Annotated in this window: 27 protein-coding genes; 17 read left to right on the top strand and 10 right to left on the bottom strand. The window is 60.4% G+C overall.

Annotated features, from left to right (window positions below):
* Positions 1 to 14 precede the first annotated feature (14 nt).
* The 4 genes from AB7M29_RS23120 (at position 15) to AB7M29_RS23105 (ending at position 5,204) form a co-directional block, all read left to right on the top strand.
* Positions 15 to 1,580: a sugar ABC transporter ATP-binding protein gene (locus AB7M29_RS23120; RefSeq protein WP_217858490.1), complete on the top strand. Its 1,566-nt coding sequence runs from the start codon at positions 15 to 17 to the stop codon at positions 1,578 to 1,580.
* Positions 1,581 to 1,636: 56 nt separating this feature from the next.
* Positions 1,637 to 2,659, top strand: a complete 1,023-nt coding sequence (locus AB7M29_RS23115; protein WP_217858491.1) for an ABC transporter permease — start codon at positions 1,637 to 1,639, stop codon at positions 2,657 to 2,659.
* 327 nt (positions 2,660 to 2,986) lie between these two features.
* A complete protein-coding gene (locus tag AB7M29_RS23110; RefSeq protein ID WP_007907888.1) occupies positions 2,987 to 3,391 on the top strand; it encodes a TraR/DksA family transcriptional regulator in 405 nt (134 codons plus the stop codon).
* Positions 3,392 to 3,599: 208 nt separating this feature from the next.
* Positions 3,600 to 5,204, top strand: a complete 1,605-nt coding sequence (locus AB7M29_RS23105) for a methyl-accepting chemotaxis protein (protein ID WP_454248061.1) — start codon at positions 3,600 to 3,602, stop codon at positions 5,202 to 5,204.
* 73 nt (positions 5,205 to 5,277) lie between these two features.
* Here AB7M29_RS23105 and AB7M29_RS23100 read toward each other — a convergent pair whose 3' ends face one another.
* The 3 genes from AB7M29_RS23100 to AB7M29_RS23090 all read right to left on the bottom strand — a co-directional run bounded on the left by AB7M29_RS23100 (position 5,278) and on the right by AB7M29_RS23090 (position 6,315).
* The gene (locus AB7M29_RS23100) at positions 5,278 to 5,517 is read right to left on the bottom strand and encodes a DUF2789 domain-containing protein (RefSeq protein ID WP_007907886.1); all 240 of its coding nucleotides are present in this window, start codon (positions 5,515 to 5,517) and stop codon (positions 5,278 to 5,280) included.
* A gap of 161 nt (positions 5,518 to 5,678) precedes the next feature.
* Positions 5,679 to 5,909 carry a hypothetical protein gene (locus AB7M29_RS23095; protein ID WP_052966877.1) on the bottom strand — a complete coding sequence of 77 codons (231 nt, stop codon included), beginning with the start codon at positions 5,907 to 5,909 and terminating at the stop codon, positions 5,679 to 5,681.
* Between the two features lie 157 nt (positions 5,910 to 6,066).
* Positions 6,067 to 6,315, bottom strand: a complete 249-nt coding sequence (locus AB7M29_RS23090) for a hypothetical protein (protein WP_454248753.1) — start codon at positions 6,313 to 6,315, stop codon at positions 6,067 to 6,069.
* Positions 6,316 to 6,725: 410 nt separating this feature from the next.
* Between AB7M29_RS23090 and AB7M29_RS23085 the strand changes: the two genes are divergently transcribed.
* The 4 genes from AB7M29_RS23085 (at position 6,726) to AB7M29_RS23070 (ending at position 9,121) form a co-directional block, all read left to right on the top strand.
* On the top strand, positions 6,726 to 7,196 hold the full coding sequence (locus tag AB7M29_RS23085; protein ID WP_007907879.1) for a hypothetical protein: 471 nt from the start codon (positions 6,726 to 6,728) through the stop codon (positions 7,194 to 7,196).
* On the top strand, positions 7,196 to 7,399 hold the full coding sequence (locus tag AB7M29_RS23080) for a hypothetical protein (protein ID WP_030130591.1): 204 nt from the start codon (positions 7,196 to 7,198) through the stop codon (positions 7,397 to 7,399). The genes AB7M29_RS23085 and AB7M29_RS23080 overlap by 1 nt, the downstream gene beginning before the upstream one ends.
* Before the next feature lie 120 nt (positions 7,400 to 7,519).
* On the top strand, positions 7,520 to 8,536 hold the full coding sequence (locus AB7M29_RS23075; RefSeq protein WP_052966878.1) for an ABC transporter substrate-binding protein: 1,017 nt from the start codon (positions 7,520 to 7,522) through the stop codon (positions 8,534 to 8,536).
* Between the two features lie 147 nt (positions 8,537 to 8,683).
* A complete protein-coding gene (locus tag AB7M29_RS23070; protein WP_217858493.1) occupies positions 8,684 to 9,121 on the top strand; it encodes a DUF3995 domain-containing protein in 438 nt (145 codons plus the stop codon).
* 144 nt (positions 9,122 to 9,265) lie between these two features.
* On the opposite strand, the gene AB7M29_RS23065 is transcribed toward AB7M29_RS23070, so the two are convergent.
* The 7 genes from AB7M29_RS23065 to AB7M29_RS23035 form a co-directional block, all read right to left on the bottom strand.
* Positions 9,266 to 9,628 carry a Na+/H+ antiporter subunit G gene (locus tag AB7M29_RS23065; RefSeq protein ID WP_217858494.1) on the bottom strand — a complete coding sequence of 121 codons (363 nt, stop codon included), beginning with the start codon at positions 9,626 to 9,628 and terminating at the stop codon, positions 9,266 to 9,268.
* The gene (locus tag AB7M29_RS23060; RefSeq protein ID WP_454248060.1) at positions 9,625 to 9,903 is read right to left on the bottom strand and encodes a K+/H+ antiporter subunit F; all 279 of its coding nucleotides are present in this window, start codon (positions 9,901 to 9,903) and stop codon (positions 9,625 to 9,627) included. Before AB7M29_RS23060 ends, AB7M29_RS23065 begins: the two co-directional genes overlap by 4 nt.
* Positions 9,900 to 10,388 (bottom strand): Na+/H+ antiporter subunit E, encoded by a 489-nt coding sequence (locus tag AB7M29_RS23055; protein WP_448724527.1) that lies wholly within the window; start codon positions 10,386 to 10,388, stop codon positions 9,900 to 9,902. The genes AB7M29_RS23060 and AB7M29_RS23055 overlap by 4 nt, the downstream gene beginning before the upstream one ends.
* A complete protein-coding gene (locus tag AB7M29_RS23050) occupies positions 10,385 to 12,070 on the bottom strand; it encodes a monovalent cation/H+ antiporter subunit D (RefSeq protein WP_217858495.1) in 1,686 nt (561 codons plus the stop codon). The genes AB7M29_RS23055 and AB7M29_RS23050 overlap by 4 nt, the downstream gene beginning before the upstream one ends.
* The gene (locus AB7M29_RS23045) at positions 12,067 to 12,411 is read right to left on the bottom strand and encodes a Na+/H+ antiporter subunit C (RefSeq protein ID WP_008029186.1); all 345 of its coding nucleotides are present in this window, start codon (positions 12,409 to 12,411) and stop codon (positions 12,067 to 12,069) included. Before AB7M29_RS23045 ends, AB7M29_RS23050 begins: the two co-directional genes overlap by 4 nt.
* A complete protein-coding gene (locus AB7M29_RS23040; protein ID WP_454248059.1) occupies positions 12,411 to 15,341 on the bottom strand; it encodes a monovalent cation/H+ antiporter subunit A in 2,931 nt (976 codons plus the stop codon). The genes AB7M29_RS23045 and AB7M29_RS23040 overlap by 1 nt, the downstream gene beginning before the upstream one ends.
* A gap of 268 nt (positions 15,342 to 15,609) precedes the next feature.
* Positions 15,610 to 16,614: a DMT family transporter gene (locus AB7M29_RS23035; protein WP_217858546.1), complete on the bottom strand. Its 1,005-nt coding sequence runs from the start codon at positions 16,612 to 16,614 to the stop codon at positions 15,610 to 15,612.
* A gap of 15 nt (positions 16,615 to 16,629) precedes the next feature.
* Between AB7M29_RS23035 and AB7M29_RS23030 the strand changes: the two genes are divergently transcribed.
* From AB7M29_RS23030 to AB7M29_RS22990, 9 genes are all read left to right on the top strand, one after another.
* Positions 16,630 to 17,193 carry a helix-turn-helix domain-containing protein gene (locus AB7M29_RS23030; RefSeq protein WP_217858497.1) on the top strand — a complete coding sequence of 188 codons (564 nt, stop codon included), beginning with the start codon at positions 16,630 to 16,632 and terminating at the stop codon, positions 17,191 to 17,193.
* Between the two features lie 152 nt (positions 17,194 to 17,345).
* Complete coding sequence (locus tag AB7M29_RS23025; protein ID WP_217858498.1) at positions 17,346 to 18,548, top strand: SfnB family sulfur acquisition oxidoreductase; 1,203 nt, start codon at positions 17,346 to 17,348, stop codon at positions 18,546 to 18,548.
* Between the two features lie 10 nt (positions 18,549 to 18,558).
* Positions 18,559 to 19,023, top strand: coding sequence for an acyl-CoA dehydrogenase (locus AB7M29_RS23020; RefSeq protein WP_038982595.1), 465 nt, complete (start codon positions 18,559 to 18,561; stop codon positions 19,021 to 19,023).
* Positions 19,023 to 20,426 (top strand): LLM class flavin-dependent oxidoreductase, encoded by a 1,404-nt coding sequence (locus tag AB7M29_RS23015; protein WP_454248058.1) that lies wholly within the window; start codon positions 19,023 to 19,025, stop codon positions 20,424 to 20,426. The genes AB7M29_RS23020 and AB7M29_RS23015 overlap by 1 nt, the downstream gene beginning before the upstream one ends.
* 238 nt (positions 20,427 to 20,664) lie before the next feature.
* Entirely contained in the window at positions 20,665 to 21,570 is a 906-nt protein-coding gene (locus tag AB7M29_RS23010; protein WP_454248057.1) for an AMP-binding protein, read from the top strand.
* Positions 21,567 to 22,343, top strand: a complete 777-nt coding sequence (locus tag AB7M29_RS23005) for an ABC transporter ATP-binding protein (RefSeq protein WP_454248056.1) — start codon at positions 21,567 to 21,569, stop codon at positions 22,341 to 22,343. The genes AB7M29_RS23010 and AB7M29_RS23005 overlap by 4 nt, the downstream gene beginning before the upstream one ends.
* Positions 22,343 to 23,224: a branched-chain amino acid ABC transporter permease gene (locus AB7M29_RS23000; RefSeq protein ID WP_454248055.1), complete on the top strand. Its 882-nt coding sequence runs from the start codon at positions 22,343 to 22,345 to the stop codon at positions 23,222 to 23,224. The genes AB7M29_RS23005 and AB7M29_RS23000 overlap by 1 nt, the downstream gene beginning before the upstream one ends.
* 4 nt (positions 23,225 to 23,228) lie before the next feature.
* Positions 23,229 to 24,278, top strand: a complete 1,050-nt coding sequence (locus tag AB7M29_RS22995; RefSeq protein WP_217858502.1) for a branched-chain amino acid ABC transporter permease — start codon at positions 23,229 to 23,231, stop codon at positions 24,276 to 24,278.
* 25 nt (positions 24,279 to 24,303) lie between these two features.
* Positions 24,304 to 25,644, top strand: a complete 1,341-nt coding sequence (locus AB7M29_RS22990) for an ABC transporter substrate-binding protein (RefSeq protein WP_454248054.1) — start codon at positions 24,304 to 24,306, stop codon at positions 25,642 to 25,644.

Here is a 25,644-nt window from a genome sequence, read left to right as displayed (position 1 = left end):
TGGAGGACCTGATCATGTTCGCTTCAGCGACTGCTTCGAGCACCCCGTTAATGGGTGTCCAGCCAACTGCAACACCTGTCGATGAGCCGTACCTGCTGGAGATCATCAACGTCAGCAAGGGTTTTCCCGGTGTGGTGGCCTTGTCCGACGTGCAGCTTCGGGTGCGTCCCGGTTCTGTGCTGGCACTGATGGGCGAGAACGGCGCCGGCAAATCCACCCTGATGAAAATCATTGCCGGCATCTACCAGCCGGACGCCGGCGAGTTGCGCCTGCGGGGCAAGCCGGTGGTCTTTGAAACACCACTGGCTGCGCTCCAGGCCGGGATCGCGATGATCCACCAGGAACTCAACCTGATGCCGCACATGAGCATCGCCGAGAACATCTGGATCGGCCGCGAGCAGCTCAACGGCCTGCACATGATCGACCATCGCGAGATGCACCGTTGCACCGCCAAACTGCTGGAACGTCTGCGGATCAACCTCGACCCGGAAGAGCAGGTGGGCAACCTGAGCATCGCCGAACGGCAGATGGTCGAGATCGCCAAGGCTGTGTCCTATGACTCCGACGTCCTGATCATGGACGAGCCAACCTCGGCCATCACCGATAAGGAAGTCGCGCATCTGTTCTCGATCATTGCCGACCTCAAGAGCCAGGGCAAAGGCATCATCTACATCACCCACAAAATGAACGAAGTGTTCAGCATCGCCGATGAAGTGGCGGTGTTCCGTGATGGCGCCTACATCGGCCTGCAACGGGCCGACAGCATGGACGGCGACAGCCTGATTTCAATGATGGTCGGTCGTGAGCTGAGCCAGTTGTTCCCGGTGCGCGAGAAGCCGATCGGCGATCTGTTGCTGTCGGTACGCGACCTCAAGCTGGACGGCATTTTCAAAGGCGTCTCCTTCGACCTGCATGCCGGTGAGATTCTTGGCATCGCCGGGTTGATGGGCTCGGGGCGGACCAATGTCGCCGAAGCTATTTTTGGCATCACCCCAAGCGACGGTGGCGAAATCCGCCTCGACGGCGAGGTGGTGCGCATCAGCGATCCGCACATGGCGATCGAGAAGGGCTTCGCGCTGTTGACCGAAGATCGCAAGCTCAGCGGCCTGTTCCCGTGCCTGTCGGTGCTGGAGAACATGGAAATGGCAGTCTTGCCCCATTACGTCGGCAACGGCTTCATCCAGCAGAAAGCCCTGCGGGCGTTGTGTGAAGACATGTGCAAGAAGCTGCGGGTGAAAACGCCGTCGCTGGAGCAGTGCATCGACACGCTGTCCGGCGGTAATCAGCAGAAGGCCTTGCTGGCGCGCTGGTTGATGACCAATCCGCGCATCCTGATTCTCGACGAGCCGACCCGGGGCATCGATGTGGGCGCCAAGGCCGAGATCTACCGGCTTATTTCCTACCTCGCCAGCGAAGGCATGGCGGTGATCATGATTTCCTCGGAACTGCCGGAAGTGCTGGGCATGAGCGACCGGGTCATGGTCATGCACGAGGGCGACCTGATGGGCACCCTCGACCGCAGCGAAGCGACCCAGGAACGGGTAATGCAACTGGCCTCGGGCATGTCCGCGGTTCACTAATGGATGCTGGCGGTGGCCATGGCTGCCGTCGCGACGTAATAGAAGGGTGAGTGGTTATGAACGCGATACTGGAAAACAAGCCTGCAGTGGCACCGGTCAAGAGTCGCCGGCGCCTTCCGACCGAGTTGAGTATCTTCCTGGTGCTGATTGGCATCGGCCTGGTCTTCGAAATGTTCGGCTGGATCGTGCGGGACCAGAGCTTCCTGATGAACTCCCAGCGTCTGGTGCTGATGATCCTGCAAGTGTCGATCATCGGCCTGCTGGCGATCGGGGTGACCCAGGTCATCATCACCACCGGTATCGATCTGTCCTCTGGTTCGGTGCTGGCGTTGTCGGCGATGATTGCCGCCAGCCTGGCGCAGACCTCGGACTTTACCCGGGCGGTGTTTCCGTCCCTGACTGACTTGCCGGTGTGGATTCCAGTGATCGTCGGGCTTGGGGTGGGATTGCTGGCGGGGGCGATCAACGGCAGCATCATTGCGATCACCGGGATTCCGCCGTTCATTGCCACCCTCGGCATGATGGTCTCGGCCCGCGGCCTGGCACGCTACTACACCGAAGGTCAGCCGGTGAGCATGCTCTCGGATTCCTACACGGCCATCGGACACGGCGCGATGCCGGTGATCATCTTCCTGGTGGTGGCGGTGATCTTTCACATCGCCCTGCGCTACACCAAGTACGGCAAGTACACCTACGCCATCGGCGGCAACATGCAGGCGGCGCGCACCTCCGGGATCAACGTCAAGCGGCATCTGGTGATCGTCTACAGCATCGCCGGGTTGCTTGCAGGCCTGGCCGGGGTGGTGGCGTCGGCGCGGGCCGCGACCGGGCAGGCGGGGATGGGCATGTCTTATGAGCTGGACGCGATTGCCGCGGCGGTCATCGGTGGCACCAGCCTGGCCGGTGGCGTAGGGCGGATCACCGGCACCGTGATTGGTGCGTTGATCCTCGGGGTCATGGCCAGCGGCTTTACCTTTGTCGGTGTTGATGCTTATATTCAAGACATCATCAAGGGGCTGATTATTGTGGTAGCGGTGGTCATCGACCAATACCGCAACAAGCGCAAACTCAAGCGCTGAAGCCGGACTAAACGCGAAAATGCGCCACGCCTGACCCGCGTGGCGCAGCCGTTTGTCTTCTATATACAGCCGCTCGACTGAATTTCTTGCTATAAACGCACTCCGATAAGCGGCTCAAAGCCTGCCGTAGCGCACTTTCAGGGCTTTGTCGGACAGATTTGCTGTCTTTTCAGTTGCTGAGGCCTCAAGTCGGCCTTAGACTGCCGCCCCTCGTAAATTGAGTGCCGGGTGGCGCTTGGAATAAACGGCGCCTTTCCAATGACCGCTTCAGGTTCAACGGATCGCTCCCTAATTCGCCTTAATGCACGTTTTTTTATAGAGATATCAATGACAAAGGACAAGTTGCTGGCCATGCCGGCGGATGACTACATGAATGCCGAGCAACATGCTTTTTTCTCCGAGCTGTTGCAGAACATGAAAGTCGAAACCCATGAGCGCATCGAGCAGAATCGCATCGCCATCGAGAGCCTGGACACCCCGGCCGATCCGGCTGACGCGGCTTCCGTCGAAGAAGAGCGCACCTGGCTGGTGAATGCGATCGATCGCGACCAGCGCATGCTGCCTCAGTTGGAACAGGCCCTGGAACGCATCAAGGAAGACAGCTTTGGCTGGTGCGACGACAGCGGCGAGGCCATCGGCCTGAAACGCCTGCTGATCAGCCCGACCACCAAGTACTGCATCGAAGCTCAAGAGCGTCACGAGCAGATCGACAAGCACCAGCGTCAGGCCTGATTCAGTAGCGCCCCCATCGCGGGCAAGCCTCGCTCCTACGGATGTCTGTAGGAGCGAGGCTTGCCCGCGAAGCTTTTTGTCGCCCGAAAAATCACACTCACTTCTATTGATCTGCTTCAACCCCCCACTACTAACGGACCATAGATAATGGCGTTGTAGTGGCGTTTAATGCGATCACAACAACTAGAAGACGCGTGGGGTGACGAAGATGACGAGGGACGGATCTCTGGTTGAGGCAATGCCTGCACCAGTACTTTTGCCGAAAAACCTTTGGCTGACGCCGACCCTGCAAAGCATCGCCCTGATGCTGTTGCTGTGCGGCATGGCATTGGCTGGCTGGTCGCTTTACCTTGGCCTGCCATTGGCCGTGCTGATTATCTGGCTGCCGCGCCTGCGCTCGCGCACTCTCCCTGATGCAACCCCTGCGGACAGTTCCAGCGCCATCGCCGAATTGACTCGCGATCTTTCCTACACCACCAGTCATAACGCGTTGTCGGCCGCCGGCGTGGCCTATTCGGTCAAGCAACTGGCGGACAAACTGCAATCGCAGCTCAACGCCGCGGCGCAGATTGTCAGCAGCGCCGAAGTGATGATCACCACCGAACACGCTACATCGAAACTCAGTCGAGAAGCCTTGAGCGCAGCCAGTGAAGCCCATCAGAGCAGCGCGGCAGGGCGCACGGAACTGGTCGAGTCCATTGCGCGCATGCATCAACTCAGTCAGCGCGCCAGCAGCAGCCGTGAGCTGATCGAAGCCCTGAGCCTGCGCAGCGACGATATCCAACGGGTAACGCTGGTAATCCAGTCCATCGCCAGCCAGACCAATTTGTTGGCGTTGAACGCGGCCATTGAAGCGGCGCGGGCCGGCGAGCACGGTCGCGGCTTTGCGGTGGTGGCCGATGAGGTACGAGGGCTGGCCGCGCGCACGGCGACGGCGACCGGTGAAGTCGGGGAGATGGTTGCCGACATTCAACAACGCACGGCGCAAGTGGTGGAACAGATTCGTCAACTGGCGAGCGATCTGAATACTGGCGTCGCGCAAGTCGAGCATACCGGACAGCACCTGGAAAACATCGCGCGCCTGGCCGCCGGCGTCGAAAGGCAGGTCGGGGAAATCGCTCAGGGCGCAGACACCAACCGCGAGCAACTCGACAGTCTGTTCCATGCCATCGAACAGATGCGCAGCGATCTGGCGATCAGCGACCAGCAGACTCAGCGGCTCGCCCAGGCAGCGGTGCAAATGGAAGGGCAGGCCGAAACCATCAGCGAACGTCTGGCCGAAGTCGGACTGGATGACTATCACCAGCGAATTTACGACCTGGCCCGCGAAGGGGCGAGTCAGATTGCGGCACGCTTCGAAGCGGATATCGATCAGGGCCGGATCAGCCTCGATGACCTGTTTGATCGCAATTATCAGGCGATCCCCAACACCAGCCCGGCCAAATACCAGACCCGCTTCGACCGCTACACCGATCAGGTATTGCCGGCGATTCAGGAACCGTTGTTGCCGCGCCATGAAGGTCTGGTATTCGCCATCGCCTGCACGCAGCAGGGTTATGTGCCGACCCACAACACCGTGTTCAGCAAACCGCTGACCGGTGATGTGCAGGTCGATACCCTGCAAAACCGCACCAAGCGCAAATTCGCCGACCGCACCGGGATCCGCTGTGGCAGCCATCAGCAGGCCGTGCTGTTGCAGACTTACACCCGCGACACCGGTGAACTGATGCACGACCTCTCGGTGCCGATCATGCTCAAGGGCCGGCATTGGGGTGGTTTGCGCCTGGGTTACAAGCCGGAAAGTCCTCGCTGAGAGGAAGCGTGCAGGGCTGCCTGGTTGGCGCAATTGAGTGCCGAAATGCCCGACAGCCTGCATTGAACCCAGGCTAGTGGATCTGGTGCATGCGCAGGTTCAGGTCGTCGACCACATGCGCCCAATCGGCGTCTTCACGCAGTTGTTCTTTGAGGAAGCCGGCTTGTTGCGGGGTCCAGAACTCGGCGTCGATGAGTTTCTTGTCATCGGCCAAAGGTGAATGACGGGCGATGAAATCGTCGATGGCCTTCTCGCTGGAGTCCAGACCGAGCTGGTCGAACAAGCCTTTCAAATCATGTGTGGGTGAGTCCATCTTCATCTCCTTGCAGATAATCCGTCGCGTCGAGTGCGAGATCCGAGGTGCGGCTTCGTTGCATCTGAGAGGCATCTGAGAGGCATCTGAGAGAGCCGCGCTTCAGGAGTTCGATAGCGATATTCAAAAGCAGGGATCAGCATAGACTGCAAATCCGATGATCAGGCTTTCAATGCCCCTTCATCGACGGCAAGCTTCAGGGCTTTCGCGGCTTCCTGGGCGGCGACGGTCGCGACATCCGCGGTCTTGAACCAGCGATCCTTTTCGACCTGGTGATACGTCACAGTGGTCAACGGCGGTTTGGCGCGCATGATAATGACGGCCTGGAATTCGCCTTCGACCTCTCTGGCTTCGCCCCGGATAAAAAATTCACCGATATCAAATTCCGTCACGTAGCAGTCTTCCCTTGGAAATAGTTGTTGTGTTGAACGCCGTCCGCCCTGGGGACGGGTTTCATTGGTCGGGCAGTATGGCAGTAGTTGCCTGCCGGCGGCTGAGTTAAGTCGCCGGTGTGACGAAACGTCTATAGAAGTGAATGCGGCAGGTGTCTTAGCTGCTTGCCTCGAGTGAACGGGCAAGGGCGCAGGCATCGTTATGATTGCCGCGGAAACCTCTTACACGTCCGGTGGATATTTCCCTGATGTGGAAAAAGGCGTTGCCGGCCAATACCACCTGAAAACGTGGGAGTAGACGCTCTTCAGGCAGGAAGTCTTGCTGGCAAAGCACCATCGAATGCAGAGGTGACGAGCCGTTTGTGTGCCGTGTGTGAGGCTGGGCAAAGTGAGTCAGTGTGCACATATGAAGTCCTTTTCGTGGTTTTACCGACGTGTGTACGTTGTTATGGGTAGTCTCGGTGAGCATGGCTGCTCTAGAATCGCCATCAATGGTTGGCGATTGATGCCCATCTAAAGCAATTTTTTACTGGCGATATGTCGGAAAAGTGCTTTTTTTAAAGAGATTTTTCCCTAAAGTTGGTAATCCGGTTTTATCTGGCCGTCAGAAGGGCGTTTTCCTTCAACATCTGACGACCGCCAGGCAAGACGACGTGAGGGATGTTCCAGTAATCTTCTCAAACCTCGCGATGAATGGGCCCTCTGCTCATTCCAGGATTCGACCCGGGTCATTTGGCTACACCTCGGCATTGCCGCTTTTTTCTGCTGTGCGCATTTCCGGTGCATGGCGTCATTTTCAGATGTGGGGATGTTTCCTTGGCAGTAAGTAATCTCGATATGCATGCTTTGTTCGTACTGGGTGATTTGCGCGCAAAGCTGGTTAAACAGTTTCAGTCACGTTTCGTCTACATCACCGAACAGAACGCTGAAGGCATTTACATTGCCGAGCTCGACACCGAGTCAGCGCTGGTGGTGGATGACAAACCAGGGCTTAAACTCAAGGTCGGCGATCATTTCAGCGCTTCCGTATTGCCCAGTCGTGAAGGCGGCAAGCTGGACATCAAGTTCCGCGAAATAAAACTGACGGTGTACGGGCTGGGGGATTACGCGTTCGTGACCACCGCAGACGGCCACGGCATTGTGTTCAAGGAAGGTCATAGCGTGGTGATGGTGTTCGCCGCCCATCAACAATTGCAGGAAGGCCTGACCAAAACCCTGAAAGCCGTGACTGCCAAGGCCGCCAAGTGGCGCAAGGGCGAACTGGTGACCTTCAAGGCCAGCGAGTAATGACCCTGACCCGCGCCGACTTCCACGAACAGAACCAGGCCAGTGCCCACGCCGAGGCGCAGCGGCTGTTGGCTCAAAAGGCCGTTCTACAGGGAACCTGGCTGAGTTGGGTGGCGTCACAGATCTACCTTTTGCGTCCGGCGGCGTACGCCAGCATGGTCAGAAGAGAGCTTGCACGCTTGCAGGAACCTTCCGAAAATTAATCCTCGCCCCTCGAAAGCAGGAACCTCAACTACAGTCAGATGACTGAGTATTCAGAGGCTTGCGGTCTTCTTTGTCAGGCCATCCTGCTATTTGCTGTGAACAGCACGAGGTGCAAAAGCATGAAGGGATTTCGACGGTTACTGGCCGCTACCCTGGCCACGTTCGGTTTATTGGCTTCACCCGTTCCGGTGTTCGCTGCCCAGGCGCCGATCCACTTCGCCGACCTGAACTGGGAAAGTGGCAGCCTGATCACCGATATCCTGCGGATCATCGTCGAGAAGGGCTATGGCTTGCCGACCGACACCTTGCCGGGGACGACCATTACCCTGGAGACCGCACTAGCCAACAATGACATCCAGGTCATTGGCGAAGAATGGGCCGGTCGCAGCCCGGTCTGGGTCAAGGCTGAGGCCGAGGGCAAAGTCGCGGCCCTGGGCGATACGGTCAAAGGTGCCACCGAGGGCTGGTGGGTGCCGGAGTACGTGATCAAGGGCGACCCGGCCAAGGGCATCAAGCCGATGGCGCCGGATCTGCGCAGTATCAGTGATCTGCCACGCTACAAAGACGTGTTCAAAGACCCGGAAACTCCGGGCAAGGGGCGTTTTCTCAACAGCCCGATCGGTTGGACATCGGAAGTGGTCAACAAGCAAAAGCTCAAGGCGTATGGGCTGGACGACAGTTACGTGAACTTTCGCAGTGGTTCGGGGGCAGCACTTGACGCAGAGATCAGTTCGTCGATTCGTCGCGGCAAGCCAGTCCTGTTCTACTACTGGTCCCCGACGCCGTTGCTCGGCCGTTTCAAGCTGATTCAGCTGCAAGAGCCACCGTTCGATGCCGAAGCCTGGAAAACCCTGACCGACGCCGACAACCCCAATCCGAAACCGACTCGCTCGCTGCCCTCGAAGCTATCCATCGGCGTGTCCACGCCATTCCAGAAACAATACCCGCAGATTACCGAGTTCTTCAGCAAGGTCGATTTGCCGATCGAAGCGTTGAACAAGGCCCTGGCTGACATGAGTGAAAAACACACCCCGCCACGTCAAGCGGCGGAGGCGTTCATGAAGGCGCACCCGGACGTGTGGCAGGCCTGGGTGCCGAAGGATGTGGCAGACAAGGTGTCTGCCGCCCTGAAATAAACTGATTCATGAACACCCCGGGTGACATAAATCCCGGGCGCCTTTTAACCGCGTTTGCAGCCGAGCTACCGTTCGATAGCAAATGCCCTTACAAAAACGCGCAAGGAAGTTCATCCTGCTGCGACATTTCACGCTGGATCTCTGAATATGAGCCTTTTGGTCGCGCAATGGATTGCGGCAATCTTTCTATTCATCAGCCTGGTGCATCTGTACTGGGCGGCAGGTGGCAAGTGGGGCAGCGAGGCGGCGGTGCCGCGAGTGCCCGGGGAGGGCGGTGAGGCATCAAGGCCCGCATTCAAGCCGTCGGGCTTTGCCACGTTGCTGGTGGCGGTGGGTTTACTGCTGATCGCGATGCTGGTGTGCCTGCGGGTCGGGCTGTATCTGCCCACGGTGCATCACTGGTCGTTACAATGGGTGATCAGCGCGATTGCGATGCTGATGTTCGCCCGGGCGATCGGCGACTCGAATTTGGTGGGGTTCTTCAAGCAGGAGAAGGGCTCGAGGTTTGCCCGGCTGGATACGTGGGCGTATTCGCCGTTGTGTGTGGTGTTGGGAGCAGGATTGTTGGCAGTGGCCTGGATTTGAGGGCGACCGGGCTATCGCCTTCGCGAGCAAGCCCGCTCCCACATTGAATCTGTGTCGTACACATCACGTGTGTTCACTGAACATCTAATGTGGGAGCGGGCTTGCTCGCGAAGAGGCCCTTACAACCCATACAAAACTGCGGATTCAACCTCCGCTTTCGGTGCGCCGACTACTCACCTCAGCCGGCACATCATCCCCCGCCATGCGCTTGCGAAACAGCGCCGCCCGGGCCAGCAGCAGCGTGGTCACCGGCACGGTGATCGACAATAGAACCGGAATCAGCCAGGCATGCAGCACCGGCGCCGACTTGAGCGCCGAAAAGTAAATGATCGAAGCCAATGCCACGCACCACGCGCCCAAGGTCGAGGCCAGCGCCGGAGGGTGCATGCGCTGGAAATAATCCTTCATCCGCAGCAGCCCGACCGCGCCGATCAGCGTAAACAAGCTGCTCAGCACCAGCAGAATCGCCACCGCAATTTCCACCCACAGAGACAATTCAGGCCTCATTCGATCACCTCGCCACGCAGCAGGAATTTGGCCAGGGCAAACGAGCCGACGAAGCCGAACAGGGCGATCAGCAGCGCCGCCTCGAAGTAAGTGTCACTGGCATAACGAATGCCCAGTGTAAGCATCATCAGCATGGCGATGAGGTACAGGTAGTCCAGCGCCAGAACCCGGTCCTGGGCCGACGGGCCCTTGAACAGGCGGATCAGGGTCAGAATCATCGCCACCGAAAAGATGAACAGACTCAGCAGGATCGCGTTCGACAGCAATGCACTCATTCGAAGATCTCCATCAAGGGGCGCTCGTAGGTGGTCTTGAAGTGCTGGATGAATTGGCTTTCGTCATCCAGATCGAAGACGTGCAGCAACAGAATGCTGCGATCCAGCGCCAGTTCCGACCAGACCGTGCCGGGCACCACCGTGCAGATCATCGACAGCGCCGCCAGGCCGTTGGCATCGCGCAAATCCAGCGGCACCTTGATGAACCGCGAGTGGGGTGCACGACGGCCCGCGTTGAGTACGCCCCAGGCCACGGCGAGGTTGGACACGATCACGTCGCGCCCGACCAGCAAGAACAAACGCAGGATCACCCCGGGACGACGAATGCGGATTGGCAGCGGCCGCAGCTTGCGCATCATCAACGGTGCGCAGAACCCCAGCATGGCGCCCAGCAGTAGATTGCCGGGGCTCATCGACAGGTTCAACACCAGCCACAGCAGCCACAACGCCAGCGACAGCCACGGTGCAGGAAACAGACGCTTCATGGTTGCACCTCCAGCAGCGCTGTCTTGGCTTGCGGGCCTGGAATTACACGGGTTTCGAGCACCGCCATCACGTATTGCTGCGGGTTGTTCAATGCATCGGCCGCCGCTTGGGTGTAGCGCAGCAGCGGTTCAGCCTTGAACGTCAGCGCAATGCCCAGCCCCAGCAGAATGACAATCGGCACGCATTCCAAGCGCCGCAGCAATGGCGACGGCCGCTCTTGCGGGGTCCAGAAACGCTGGATGCCCAAACGCGAGAAAGCGATCAGCGAGGCCAGCCCGGACAGGATCAACAGGACGAGCAAACCCCACGCGCCATTCGATATCGGTTCATCGCTGCCATTACCCAGACCCAACGGATTGAGTAGGGCGCTGAGCAGACTGAGTTTGCCGATAAACCCTGAAAGCGGCGGCATGCCGATGATCAGCAGGGCGCAGGCGATGAAGCTCAAACCGAGGAAAGCCATGGTCCAGGGAATCACCTGTCCGACCACGGCTTTGCGGTCGTCATCGAGGTTGAAGCCTTTGGGCGGCTGCAAAGATTCCAGGGGCCGTGGAAGCAGTTCGCCGTCATCGAACAGTGGCATTTCGTTGGCCGAACGCGAGCGCTCGATCAACTCGGCCAGCAGGAACAGTGCGCTCAAGGCCAGGGTCGAGCTGACCAGATAGAACAGCGCCGCGCCGATCAGGTTCGGCTGGGCGAAACCGATGGCCGACAACAGAATGCCTGCCGATACCAGAATGCTCAGGCTGGCCATGCGTTCCAGGCGTTGTGCGGCGAGGATCGCCACGGCGGCGCAGACGATGGTCGCCATGCCGCCGTAGATCAGCCAGTCGCCACCGAAGTACGCGGATGCCCCGGCCTGCCCGGAGAACAGCAGCGTCCACAAGCGCAGCAAGGTATAGACGCCGACCTTGGTCATGATCGCGAACATCGCCGCCACCGGCGCGCTTGCAGCGGAATAAGCCGGCACCAGCCAGAAGTTCAGTGGCCACATCCCGGCCTTGGCCAGGAACGCCACCGCCAGAATCGCCGCGCCGGCATGCAGCAAGCCGCGATCGGCTTCCGGCACCAGCGGGATTTTCAGCGCCAGATCGGCCATGTTCAGCGTGCCAGTAACGCCGTAGATCAGCGCCGCGCCAATCAAAAACAGCGACGAGGCCAGCAGGTTGATCGAGATGTAATGCAGCCCCGACGACACCCGCGCCCGGCCCGAACCGTGCAGCATCAGCCCGTAAGAGGCAGCCAGCAACACTTCGAAAAACACGAACAGGTTGAACAGGTCTGCCGTCAGGAAGGCGCCGTACAGGCCCATCAACTGAATCTGGAACAGCGCGTGGAAACTCGAACCGGCGCCGTCCCAGCGGGCCATGGCGAACAGCAACGCGCTGACGCCGATGATCCCGGTCAGCACCAGCATCAGCGCCGACAGACGATCGACCACCAGCACAATACCGAACGGCACCTGCCAGTTACCCGGCAGGTACACGCCGATGGAACCGGGCACGCCGGTGGTTTGCGTCCATTGCAGCAGCATCACGGCAATGCCCAGCCCCAGCAGGCTGGAGAACAGATTGATTTTGGCCTTTAACGGACGGTGTTTCTCGCCCAGCATCAGCATCACCGCGGCGGTCAGCAGCGGTAGCAGAATCGGTGCCGCGATCAGGTGCGCCATCGAATTCATTCTTTAGGCTCCCGGCCATCCACATGGTCGGTACCGGTCAGGCCCCGGGAGGCGAGCAGCACCACCAGGAACAGCGCGGTCATGGCGAAGCTGATGACGATCGCGGTCAGCACCAACGCTTGCGGCAACGGGTCGGTGTAGTGCAGCAAATCCTGAGGCACGCCGTCCTTGATGTTCGGCTCCTTGCCGATGAACAGGCTGCCCATGCTGAAGATGAACAGGTTGACGCCGTAGGACAGCAGGCACAGGCCCATGACCACCTGGAATGTCCGTGGCCGCAGCACCAGCCACACGCCGGACGCGGCCAGCACCCCGATGGCGATTGCGATGACTTCTTCCATCAGATGGCTCCTTGCGTGGCAGCCGCTTTGGCCATGGGCTTGGGTTGCGCGCTGGTTTTATGACCACGGACCGATTGGTGGGCGAGGGCGGTGAGGATCAACAGCGTCGAGCCGACCACCACGGCGTACACGCCAATGTCGAAGAACAGCGCGCTGGCGATGTGAATGTCGCCCAGCAGCGGCAGTGTGAAATGCCAGGTGTGGGTGGTGAGGAATGGATACCCAACCGCCATCGCCCCGAGCCCGGTGACCGTGGCGACCAGCAGCCCGGTGCCCATCCAGCGCAGCGGTCGCAGGCTCATTTGCGCCTCGACCCACTGGGTGCCGGCGACCATGTATTGCAGGATGAACGCCACCGACATCACCAGACCGGCGACGAACCCGCCACCGGGTTGATTGTGCCCGCGCATGAACAGGTAGACCGACACCACAAACGCAATCGGCAGCAGCAGACGGACTAGCACTGCCGGCACCATCATGAAACCGAGGGCGGTGTCGCTGGCGTGACGCGGGTTGACCAGATCGGTAACCACATCCGGCGCGAGCAAACGTTGCTGCGCCGGCAGCTGCAGGCTTTCTTTCGGCGGGCGGAAGCGTCGCAGCAGGGCGAACACGGCCAGGGCCACCGCCACCAGCACGGTGATTTCGCCGAGGGTGTCGAAGCCACGGAAGTCCACCAGCATCACGTTGACCACGTTGCTGCCGCCGCCTTCGGGCAGGGCGCGACTGAGGTAGAACGAGGAAATGTCGTTGGGCGTCTGGCGGGTCAGCATGGCGTAGGACAGCAGCGCCATGCCGCCACCGACCGCGATCGACAGCGCCAAGTCGCGGATGCGGCGGATGCGGGCCTTGCGCAGACTGCTCGGCAATGGTGAGACCTCTTCGATCCGTCGTGGCAGCCAGCGCAGGCCGAGGAGGATCAACACCGTGGTCACCACTTCCACAGCCAGTTGCGTCAGCGCCAGATCCGGCGCCGAGAACCAGACGAAGGTCACGCAGGTCATCAGGCCGCAGACGCTGACCATGGTCAGGGCTGCGAGCCGGTGATACTTGGCTTGCCATGCCGCGCCAAGGGCACAGGCAATCGCCAGCAGCCAGAGGGTCACGAACACGATCGAGCCCGGAATTTTCGGCCGGTCGCCCCAGCTCAAGCTGCTGTGCAGCATCGGGATCAATCCGGCGAGCACTGCGGCGAGTACCACCAAAAACAGTTGGGTTTGCAGGCGCCGAGTGCTAATCCGCCGCTCCAGGCGACGGGCCAGGCGCATCATGATCACCAGGCCGCGCTCGAACAGGCGCTTGCCGTTGAAGTGGCTGATCACCGGCGGGTGCGTGAAACGCCCGCGCTTGAGCTGCTTGCGCAGCAGCAGATAGAGGATGATGCCGCCGGACATGGCGATCAGGCTCATGATCATCGGCGCGTTCCAGCCGTGCCAGATCGCCAGGCTGTACTCGGGCAGCGTCCCGCCCACCACCGGCAATGCCGCCGCCGTGAGCAACGGGCCGACCACTTGCGCCGGGAAGATCCCCACCACCAGACAGGTGAACACCAGCAACTCCACCGGCGCGCGCATCCAGCGTGGCGGTTCGTGCGGGGTGTGCGGCAGGTCGGTGGCGGTCGGGCCAAAGAATACGTCGACGGTGAAGCGCAGGGAGTAGGCCACGCTGAACGTCCCGGCGATGGTCGCGACGATGGGCAGGGTCATCTCGATCCAGGCCGTCGCGTTGATAAACACGGTTTCGGCGAAGAACATCTCTTTCGACAGGAAACCGTTGAGCAACGGCACGCCAGCCATCGACGCGCTGGCGACCATGGCCAGGGTGGCGGTGAACGGGATCAGTTTGATCAGACCGCTGAGTTTGCGAATGTCCCGGGTGCCGCTTTCGTGGTCGATGATCCCGGCGGCCATGAACAGCGAGGCCTTGAACGTGGCATGGTTGAGAATATGGAACACCGCGGCCACGGCGGCCAGAGGACTGTTCAGCCCCAGCAGCAAAGTGATCAGGCCCAGATGGCTGATGGTCGAGTAGGCCAGCAAGCCCTTGAGGTCGTTCTGAAACATCGCGCAGTAAGCACCGAGCAACAGCGTACAGGCGCCGGCCCCGCTGACGATGTAGAACCATTCTTCACTGCCGGACAGCGACGGCCACAGGCGTGCGAGCAGGAAGACCCCGGCCTTGACCATGGTCGCCGAGTGCAGATACGCCGAAACCGGTGTCGGCGCCGCCATGGCGTGGGGCAGCCAGAAGTGGAAGGGGAATTGCGCACTTTTGCTCAGGGCGCCGATCAGGATCAGGGGAAGCAGAATAGGGTAGAGGGCATGTGCGCGAATCAGATCGCCGGCGGCCAGGACCTTGTCCAGGTCATAGCTGCCGACCACATGGCCGAGCAGCATGACCCCCGCCAGCAAACATAAGCCGCCGGCACCGGTGACCATCAACGCCATGTAGGCGCCACGTCGCGCATCGGCGCGGTGGTGCCAGTAGCCGATCAACAGGAATGAAAAGAGGCTGGTCAGCTCCCAGAAGAACACAATCTGGATCAGGTTGCCGGAGATCACCAACCCCAGCATGGCGCCCATGAACGCCAGGAAAAACGCGAAGAAGCGTGGCACCGGATCGTCCGGCGACATGTAGTAGCGGGCGTATAGCGAAACCAGCGTGCCGATGCCCAGCACCAGCATCGAGAACAGCCAGGCGAAACCGTCCATGCGCAGAACGAAGTTCAGACCAAGGCTCGGTAACCAGAAGAATTCTTCGCGGATCACGCCGCCATGGGCGATTTGCGGGTACAAGAGGGCGACCTGGATGGTGCCGATCAGGGCAACCAGGCCAGCCAACAGCGATTCGGTGTTACGCGCGTTGTGCGGCAGCAAGGCTGCCAGACAGCTGCCGATAAAAGGCAGAAGCAGTAGAACTATCAGAGACATAGGCTTCTAATCTGCGGAAGTTTGTGAAGCATCATACGTGCCAGCTCCCGGATCACCAAACGCCAAGCTGTCGCAGAATCCTACAAGGTAAGCGGAAAATTCCGGTTTATCATTGTTTCGAAAGACCGGTTTCAACCGTCCCGGCGCCTTCGCGAGCAAGCCCGCTCCCACATTGGATTGCCGGTGTACACGTAATTGCGACACACCACAGATCCAATGTGGGAGCGGGCTTGCTCGCGAAGGCTATCTGTCAATCACCGCAGACTTCCTACCTCTGTGTTTCTTGTTCCAAATCTTCCTCAGTCACTACCGCCTTACCCTTGGTCTTCAACTCACTGACAATCACCGCCGCCACAATCAACCCTGCGCCCACCAACGCAATCGCCGGCAACCGCTCTCCGGCAATCCGCCCGACAATCCCGGCCCATACCGGCTCCCCGGCATAGATCAGCGTCGCCCGCGTCGGCGACACACTCTTCTGCGCCCAGTTCATCGCCACCTGAATCGCCGCACTCGCCGCGCCCAGCCCCAATGCACTGCACAACAGCAACCAGGAGAACCCCGGAATCACTTCCTGAGTCGGCACCACCATCAGAAACGCCAGCACCGAAGTCACCGCCAGTTGCACCACCGTCACCCGGCGCACGTCGACCTGGCCGGCATAGGTGCTGATCAGAATGATCTCCGCCGCAATCGCCACGGCGCTGATCAATGTGGCGATTTCACCGGGGCTGAAATTGAACGAAGCGCCGGCCGGTCCCGAGAGCAACATCAACCCGGTAAAGGCCAGCATGATCCCGATGCTCGGCATCAACCCCGGTCGCCGACCCAGCACCAGCCATTGCAGCAACGGCACGAACGGCACATACAGCGCAGTGATGAACGCCGACTGACTGCTGGGGATGCTCTGCAAACCGACGGTCTGCAAGCCGTAACCGAGCATGATCGCCACACCGATAAACGCCCCGGCCTTGAGCTCGAACAGGGTCAGTTCGCGCAGATGACGCCAGGAGAACAGGGCAACGATGCTCGCCGCCGCGGCAAAACGCAGACCGACGAAAAACATCGGCCCGCTGACGGTCATTGCATGCTGCACCAGCAAAAAGGTCCCGCCCCAGACCATGGTGATCAGTACCAACACGCACTCAGCTTTGCTGAACCGTGAGAAACGGGAGGAAGCAGGGGAGGAGTTCACCGACGTCATGACCTTGCGCGCTACCTGAGGGAGACGCACAATGCGCCGGAAGTTGGGCAGTATACTGCGCAACACCATCAAGTGAGCAATATAGTGCACAAAGATTCCACCCAACGGGCGTCGGTTCTCCAGCACGTCAGCCAGAACGTCCGACGTCTGCGCCACGCCGCCGACATGAGCCAGACCGCTTTGGCCGAAAAGTCCGGGGTCAGCCGCCGGATGCTGGTGGCCATCGAGGCCGGCGAGAAGAATGTCAGCCTGACCACCCTCGACCGCGTTGCCGAAGCGCTGGACGTAGCCTTCAGCGACTTGATCCAGGCTCCCGACGCCCGCGACCCGAGCCGCATCAACGAACTGGCGTGGGCTGGCACCATCCCTGGCAGTAAAGCGGTGCTGTTGTCGAAAGCCACCGCCACCCGCGAAGTTGAACTGTGGGAATGGCGCCTCGAACCGGGCGAACATTACCCATCGGAACCGGATGCGGAAGGCTGGAGCGAACAGCTCTATGTGTTCGAAGGCTGCCTGACCCTGATGCTCGGCGACCGGCCGCAGCAAATCGCTGCCGGTGAGTTCTTCATGTTTGCCAGCAACCAACCGCATTCCTATCGCAACGACGGGGAAGTGGCGGCGCGGTTTGTGCGTAATGTGGTGATCTGACTGTTTGCCGACCAACACTGGATAAGCACTTTGCTGTTTTAAAGCTGCAAGTGTTTCTCAGTTAATTAAGCTATTGAAATAAAACAAATTTAATTTCAGGCACGACTCCTGCAAAAGCGCTGGGGCATTCACCAGAATCCCGGAGTCGGCCCATGACAGCCTCTGCCCAACCCCCTCGCACCGCCCATGTGATCCACTCGGACGCCGAGGCGATTGCCGTCGCTCACAAGCTCGCCGCACGCTTCGCTATCGAGGCCAGCGCTCGTGACCGCGAGCGACGTCTGCCGGTCGCCGAACTCGACGAGTTCTCCGCCAGTGGTTTATGGGGCATCACCATTCCCAAAGAATACGGCGGTGCCGGCGTGTCTTACGTGACAGTCGCCGAGGTGATCAAGATCATTTCCGCCGCTGACCCGTCCCTCGGCCAGATCCCGCAAAACCATCTGGGCGTGCTCGACATCCTGCTGCAAACCGCCACCGAAGCGCAGAAGCGCTATTACTTCGGCAAAGTCCTCCAGGGTTATCGCTTCGGCAACGCTTTCTCCGAATCGAAAAGCAAGAATGCCGGTGCCTTTGAAACCCGTATCCGCTTCGATGAAGACACCGCGCAAATCGACGGCGAGAAGTTCTACTGCACCGGCGCCTTGTTCGCGCACATCGTGCCGGCGGTGGCGGTCGATCAAGAGAACAAGGCTTTTATCGCCTTCGTCGAGCGCGACAATCCCGGGTTGACGGTGATCGACAGTTGGGACGGTTTCGGCCAGCGCACCACTGCCAGCGGCGGCGTGAATCTGGACGCGGTGAAGGTGCCGTTGAGCGCGGTGATCCCGGCCCACAAGGCGTTCGATGAACCCACCGCCGACGGCCCGATCTCGCAAATCATCCAGGCTGCCGTGGATACCGGCATCGCCGTCGGCGCCCTGGAAGAAACCAAGCGCTACGCTCGTGAAGCCCGACCATGGATCGACAGTCAGCAGGATCATGGCTGGCAGGACCCGTTCAGCATCGCCGCCATAGGCGATCTGGAATGGCGGGTTCATGGCACCGAAGCCATCCTCAAAAAAGCCGGCCAGGCCATCGACGCCGCATTGCGCAAACCCAATGAAGACACGGTTGCCCGAGCTTCGGTGGTGGTCGCACAGGCGAAAGTCCTCTCTGCCGAAATCGCCTTGCTCACCAGCAGCAAACTCTTCGAACTCGCCGGCACCCGCTCGGTGCTTGGCAAGTACAACCTCGACCGTCACTGGCGCAACGCCCGGACGCACACCCTGCATGATCCGGCGCGCTGGAAATATCACTTGATCGGCAACTACCTGCTCAACGGCGTGAAGCCTGCGCGCCACGCCTGGAACTGAGGAGCGACCCATGAACGCCTTGACCCAACCGATTGTTGCCGGGCAGCCCCTGGCCAAGCCTCAGCACGACCTGCACAACGCTCGTACGTTGCTCGACGCGACCCTGCGTTTCGTCCGTCAGCAGGCTCAACCCTGGGCCGGCAGCGGCTTCGCCAAAGCCACCGATGATCCTTACGTCATCAGTCGTTTCGGCGACTTGCAGATCCGCATTGAAGTGGCAGCCGCCTTGCTCCAACGCGCCGAAGAGTTTCTGAACAATGGTCAAGAGGATACGGAAACCACTATTGCCATCGCCGAGTCGCACCTCGCCAGCGCCGATGCTTTAAACGCCGTAAGCAACGCCGAATTCGAACTCACCGGCCAGCGCACGCCTTTGTCGGGCTCAGTGACCGATCCGCTGCGCTGGAAACTTCACTTGATCGGCAACTTCCGCCTCAACGGCATCCATCCACCCAGCGTGCGGAGTGTCGTTTGATGGCCCGTCAAATTCGTCTCAACGCCTTTGACATGAACTGCGTCGGCCACCAGTCGCCGGGTTTGTGGGCGCATCCGCGGGATCGATCCTGGCAGTACAAGGACTTGGAGTACTGGACCGATCTGGCGAAAATCCTTGAGCGCGGCAAGTTCGACGGTTTGTTCATTGCCGATGTGCTGGGCATTTATGACGTCTACAACGGCAGCGGTGACGCGGCGATTCGTCAGGCGGCGCAGGTGCCGGTCAATGATCCATTGCAACTGATCCCGCCGATGGCGCTGGTCACCGAGCATCTGGGGTTCGGCCTGACCGCGTCGCTGTCCTTCGAGCACCCGTATCCGTTCGCCCGACGCCTGTCGACTCTCGATCACCTGACCAAGGGCCGCGCGGGCTGGAACATTGTCACCTCGTATCTTGAGAGCGGCGCGAAGAACCTCGGCCAGAAAGCCCAGACCGAACATGACGCCCGTTATGACTTCGCCGAAGAGTACTTGGAGGTTTGCTACAAGCTGTGGGAAGGCAGCTGGGAAGAGGGCGCGATTCTGCGGGATCGCGAGCGGCGAATTTTCAGTGATCCGAGCAAAATCCACGAGATCCGACACGTTGGTAAACACTTTCAGGTGCCGGGCATTCACCTCTGCGAGCCTTCACCGCAACGTACGCCGGTGCTGTATCAGGCCGGCGCCTCGAGTCGCGGCAAGCAGTTCGCCGCCGAACATGCCGAGTGTGTGTTTGTCGCCGCGCCGTCGAAAGTGCTGCTGAAGAAAACCGTGGGCGACATCCGTCGCCGGGCGGCCGAGGCGGGGCGCGATCCGTCGAAGATCCTGATCTTCAATCTGCAAACGGTGATCCTCGGCGAGACCGACGCCAAGGCCAAAGCCAAGTTCGAAGAATACAAAACCTGGGTCAGTTATGAGGGCGCCATGGCGTTGATCTCGGGCTGGACCGGGATCGATTTCAGCCAGTTCAAACCGGATGAGCCGCTCAAACACGTCCACACCAATGCCATTCAATCGGCGGTGGAAGCGTTTTCCACGGCGGACCCGAACAAGGTCTGGACGCCGAACGAACTGGCCGATTGGGTCGGGATCGGCGGTTTCGGGCCGCTGTTTGTCGGCAGTCCCGAGACCGTCGCCGATTTGCTGCAGGAGTGGGTCGACGAGACTGATGTGGATGGTTTCAACCTGGCTTATGCATTGACCCATGAAACGTTCATCGATGCCGTTGAGTTATTGGTGCCGGAGTTGCAGAAGCGTGGGGTGTACAAGACCGAATACGCACCGGGGACCTTGCGCGAGAAGTTGTTTGGCGAAGGGGCGCGATTGCCGGAGATACATCCGGGGGCGGGCTATCGAGACCTGGCGGGGTTGCGGCGGCAGGAGAAGAAAGTGGTGTCTGCGTAGACGCCTTCGCGGGCAAGCCCGCTCCCACAGGTTTCGTTTCGCCGGCGATATTTGTGGACGACACAAAACCCTGTGGGAGCGTGGCTTGCCCGCGAAGAGGCCGGCACATTCAACATTGATATAGCCAGTTACATCGGTTTCGCGAGCAAGCCCGCTCCCAAATTGGGACGGTGGTGTTTTACAGATTCCAGCCCAGCGGACCACCGCACGCTTTTGCCCATGGATAAGAGGTAAGCCAATGAGCGTGCATGAACTCAAGCGTCCGCCCATCGCGGACACCGCCGAATGGCAGGTCAAGGTGCCTCGCGCCCTGGAACAGTTGCAGCACTGGGCGCAGGTCAGTCCGTTGCAGCCGGCCTTGCGACACAAGCGCCACGGTCAGTGGTTCGTCTGGCGCTGGATCGATGTTTTGCGCGATGTCGAGCGGTTGGCCGATGGCTTGCGTCAGCAGGGTTTTACCGAAGACTCGCGCCTGGCCTTGAGCGGTGTGTTCGAGCCAGATCTGTTGCTGCTCGCATTGGCCGCCCGGCACATCGGCGCCGAACTGCTGACGCTGCCGGACAACCTTGACTCCGAAACCCTGCACAAAACCCTGTGGCGCAGCCGTCCGACCCACGCGTTCGTCCAGGGACGACAGACGCTGCAACTCTGGATCAACCAAGGCCTGACGCTGCTGGATTTCGCCGACCTGCTCGGCCCGGTGGACCCTGCGCAACGCCTCAACCGCTGGAATCAAGGCGCGCAACTGTGGAGCGAAGAGGGCACCCAGTGGCAGCACGGCCTGACGGTGCTGCTGGAACAATGGCTGACCAGCGGCCAAACCCTGGCTTTCCCGGAAAGCCCCGGCAGTGCCAGCCGCGACCGTCGTGAAGTCGCGCCGTCCGGGCTGCTGCTGTCGGCCGAACGCCTGCAACTATTGGCCGCGGAAATCGAAAGCCGCCTCGCCCCCAATGGCACTTGGCGTCGACGCCTCTGCGACTGGGCCATCGCCCATCCCGAAAAAGGCCTGCAACGCTTGATCAAGAACCGCGTTCGCCGCCTGTTGGGCTTCCACAACCTGCATTTCATCTGGCAAGCCACCCGCATTTCCGATGCTCAACCCAAGCCGACCTGGCTCGCCGAATTCAAACGGGACATCGCATGAGCTCGACCGACTCCATTCTGCAAGTCAGCGGTATTTCCCTGTCCTTCAAAGGTGTGAAGGCGATCAATGAACTGTCGTTCGATGTGCGACGGGGCGAGATCTGCGCGCTGATCGGCCCCAACGGCGCGGGCAAGAGTTCGTTGCTCAACGTGCTGAACGGCGTGTACCGCTTCGATGCCGGATCGATTGTGTTCGAGCAACAGCCGTTCAAGCGTATCGACCCGTTGAGCGCCGCACGCCGGGGTATCGGTCGCACGTTCCAGAACAACGCACTGTTCAAGAAAATGAGCGTGATCGACAACATCCTCACCGGCCTGTCACGGCACCTGCGCAGCCGTTTCATTGAGCAGGCGCTGAACCTGCCAAGAGCCCGGCGTGAGGCTGAAGACTTCCGTCGGCAGGCCCAGGGCATTCTCGAATTCCTCGAACTGCAAGCCCATCGCGATGTGCCGGTGGGCAAGCTGTCCTACGGCCTGCAAAAACGTGTGGAGCTTGGCCGTGCCTTGATCGCCGGCCCCAGCCTGTTGCTGCTCGATGAGCCGATGGCCGGGATGAACGCCGAAGAGAAGCAGGAAATGGCCCGCTTCATCGCCGACATCAACCGCGACCTCGGCACCACGGTGGTATTGATCGAGCATGACATGAGCGTGGTCATGGGCCTGTCCGACCATGTGGTGGTGCTCGATTACGGGCGCAAGGTCGGTGACGGCACGCCGGCCGAGGTGCAGGCCAATGCCGACGTCATCGCGGCGTATCTGGGAGTGGTGCACTGATGACGTTCTTCTTCGAAACCCTGCTCGGCGGCTTACTCGCCGGGACCATGTACTCGCTGGTCGCAATCGGCTTCGTGCTGATCTACAAAGCCAGCGGCGTGTTCAATTTTGCCCAGGGCGCGATGCTGCTGTTCGCCGCGCTGACCTTTGTCAGCCTGCACGATCAAGGCGTGCCGTTCGCCTTGGCGCTGTTGCTGACCGTTGTGGTGATGATCATCGGCGCGTTACTGATCGAACGGCTGGTGTTGCGGCCCCTGGTCAATCGCTCACAGATCACCCTGTTCATGGCCACTCTCGGGTTGTCGTTCATCATCGAAGGCCTGGCTCAGGGCTTGATGGGTTCGCAAGTGCGGGCGCTGGATCTGGGCATCGACGACGTGCCGCTGTTTATCGGCGGGATGATGGTCAGCCAGTTCGACCTGATTGCCGCAGCGGCCGCCATCGTGCTGGTGACGGTGCTGGCGCTGCTGTTCAACAAAACCCGCATTGGCGTGTCCCTGCGCGCGGTGGCGGATGACACCACCGCCGCGCTGTCGATCGGCATCAACCTCAACCGCATCTGGCAGATCGTCCGGGCGGTGGCCGGCATCGTCGGGCTGGTGGCGGGATTGTTGTGGGGCGCGCGCCAAGGCGTGCAGTTCTCGCTGTCGCTGGTGGTGCTCAAGGCCTTGCCAGTATTGATCATCGGCGGCTTCACCTCGATTGGCGGGGCGATTGTCGGCGGGTTGATCGTCGGTGCGGCGGAGAACCTCGCCGAGGTGTACATCGGCCCGCTGATCGGCGGTGGCATTACCCCGTGGTTCGCTTACGTCCTGGCTTTGGCCTTCCTGTACATCCGTCCCGCCGGCCTGTTCGGCGAGCGCGCCATCGAGCGAGTCTGAACCCATGTCGATTTCCCTTACCCGTGAAACCGCGCCGGCGGTGTTGATCCAGCGTCGTGTGCCGATTGGTTTGATTGCGCTGTTGTTGATCGCCTTCGTGGTCGTGCCGCTGACCGGCAACGACTATTGGCTGAACGCGATTCTGATCCCGTTTCTGGTGCTGTCCCTGGCCGGGCTTGGCCTCAATCTGCTCACCGGCTACACCGGCCAGACCTCGGTCGGCGCGGCCGGTTTCATGGCGGTCGGCGCCTTTGCCACCTACGGTTTTCTACTGCGTTTGCCAGAGCTGGGCTTGCCGGTGGCGCTGCTCGGCGGCGGGCTGATCAGCGCGGTGGTGGGGTTTGTCTTTGGCCTGCCGAGTTCGCGGATCAAGGGCTTTTACCTGATGGTTACCACCTTGGCCGCGCAGTTTTTCCTGGAGTGGCTGTTCGTCAAGTTCCCCTGGTTCTACAACTACGGTTCGTCCGGAACCATTTCCGCGCCGAAACTGGCCCTGTTCGGCCATGACCTCAACACTCCATTGGGCCGCTATCTGCTGACCCTGACCACAGTGCTGCTATTGACCTGGGTCGCGGTGAACCTGGTGAAAAGCCAGATCGGCCGCAACTGGATGGCGATCCGTGACATGGACACCGCCGCGGCAGTCATCGGCATTCCGGTGGTGCGCTACAAGCACCTGGCGTTCGCCGTCAGCTCGTTTTACCTCGGCATCGCCGGGGCGCTGTGGGCCTTTGCTTATCTGGGCACGGCCAGCGCCAGCAGCTTCGATATCAACCGATCGTTCCAGATCCTGTTCATCATCATTATCGGTGGCATGGGCAGCATCGCCGGCAACTTCGTCGGCGCGGCGTTTATCAGCTTGCTGCCGATCCTGCTCAGCCATGCCGGGCAAGCCTTGTTCGGTGGTTCGGTGGACGCCGGCCAGTTGCAGAACCTGCAAAAAATCATCTTCGGCGTGCTGATCATCCTGTTTCTGATCAAGGAACCGGAAGGCCTGATTCGCCTCTTGAGCAACCTTCGTGAACGGCTGAGTCACTGGCCGCTGCGCTTCTGAATCCCCAACCTGGTAGAGAGACAACATGCGTGCATCCTTGAAACGTTCATTGGCCGGTGTCGCTCTGACGCTGGCGATTTTCGGCAGCGCAGTGCCACAGGTTTTGGCCTCGCCAGACCAGCAGTTCTTCCCATTGGCCACTTACCGGGTCGGCGCTTACGCCTCCAGCGGTGTGCAAGTGTGGGCCGGCATGCTCGATTACCTGAACTACATCAACGATGTGGAAGGCGGGATCAACGGCGTCAAACTGGTCTGGCAGGAATGCGAAACCGAGTGGACGGCGGAGAAGGGCATCGAGTGCTATGAGCGCTTCAAGAAAGGCCTGGATGGCGCCCCGGTGGCGATCTATTCACCCAACGGCGCGCCGGCGGCGTATGCGCTGAGCGAGCGGGCGGAAGTCGACAAAATCCCGCTGATCACCCTCGGCTACGGTCGCACCGAAGCCACCGACGGCACGGTGTTCCCTTACAACTTTCCGGTGATGCTGACCTTCTACAGCGAGGCCTCGAGCCTGATCAACTACATCGCCCAGCGCGAGGGCGGGTTCGACAAACTCAAGGGCAAGAAAATCGCCACGGTTTATCACGACTCGGCTTACGGTCGGGAAACCCTTGGCCCGTTGAAATTGCTGGCTGAAAAATACGGCTTCGAAAACATCCAGATCCCGGTAGCCGATCCCGGCAACGAGCAATCGTCGCAATGGCGGCAAGTGCGCCAGGTCAACCCGGACTGGGTGTTCCTGCGCACCTGGGGCGTGTCGACGCCGGTGGCGGTCAAGACGGCGGCGCGTTTCGGCTTCCCGGTGGACCACATCGTCGGCGACATCTGGGCCAGTTCCAGCGAAGACGTGTTGCCCGCGGGCGCCGCCGCCAAAGGGTATCTGGCGCTGACGCCATACCCGGCCGGCAGCGAATTCGAGATCCACAAACGCCTCAAGCAAGCCATCCTCGACAAAGGCAAAAGCGACCTCAAGGACCTGAAGAATTTCGGCAGCGTCTATTACAACTCCGGGCTGGTGAACGCGGCAGTGATGGTGGAAGCGATCCGCACCGCCCAAGGCAAATTCGGCAAGCGGCCGCTTAACGGCGAAGAAGGGCGCTGGGGCCTGGAGCACCTGAACATCGACGACGCGCGGCTCAAGGACATGGGCTACTTCGGCCTGATGCAGAACCTCAAGCTGTCTTGCAAGGATCATGAGGGTGGCGGATCGGCGCGGGTTCAACAGTGGGACGGCGCCAACTGGACGCTGATCAGCGACTGGATCCCCGCCGACCGCGCCTTGCTGCGGCCATTGATCGATGAAAAATCCGCCGCGTTCGCCAAGGAAAAAGGCCTGACGCCACGCACCTGCACCGGGGATGAATAA

It is taken from the genome of Pseudomonas sp. F-14 TE3623, assembly GCF_053629015.1.
The sequence above is the reverse complement of the archived record's forward strand: the minus strand, read 5'-3'. Positions and strand labels throughout refer to the sequence as shown.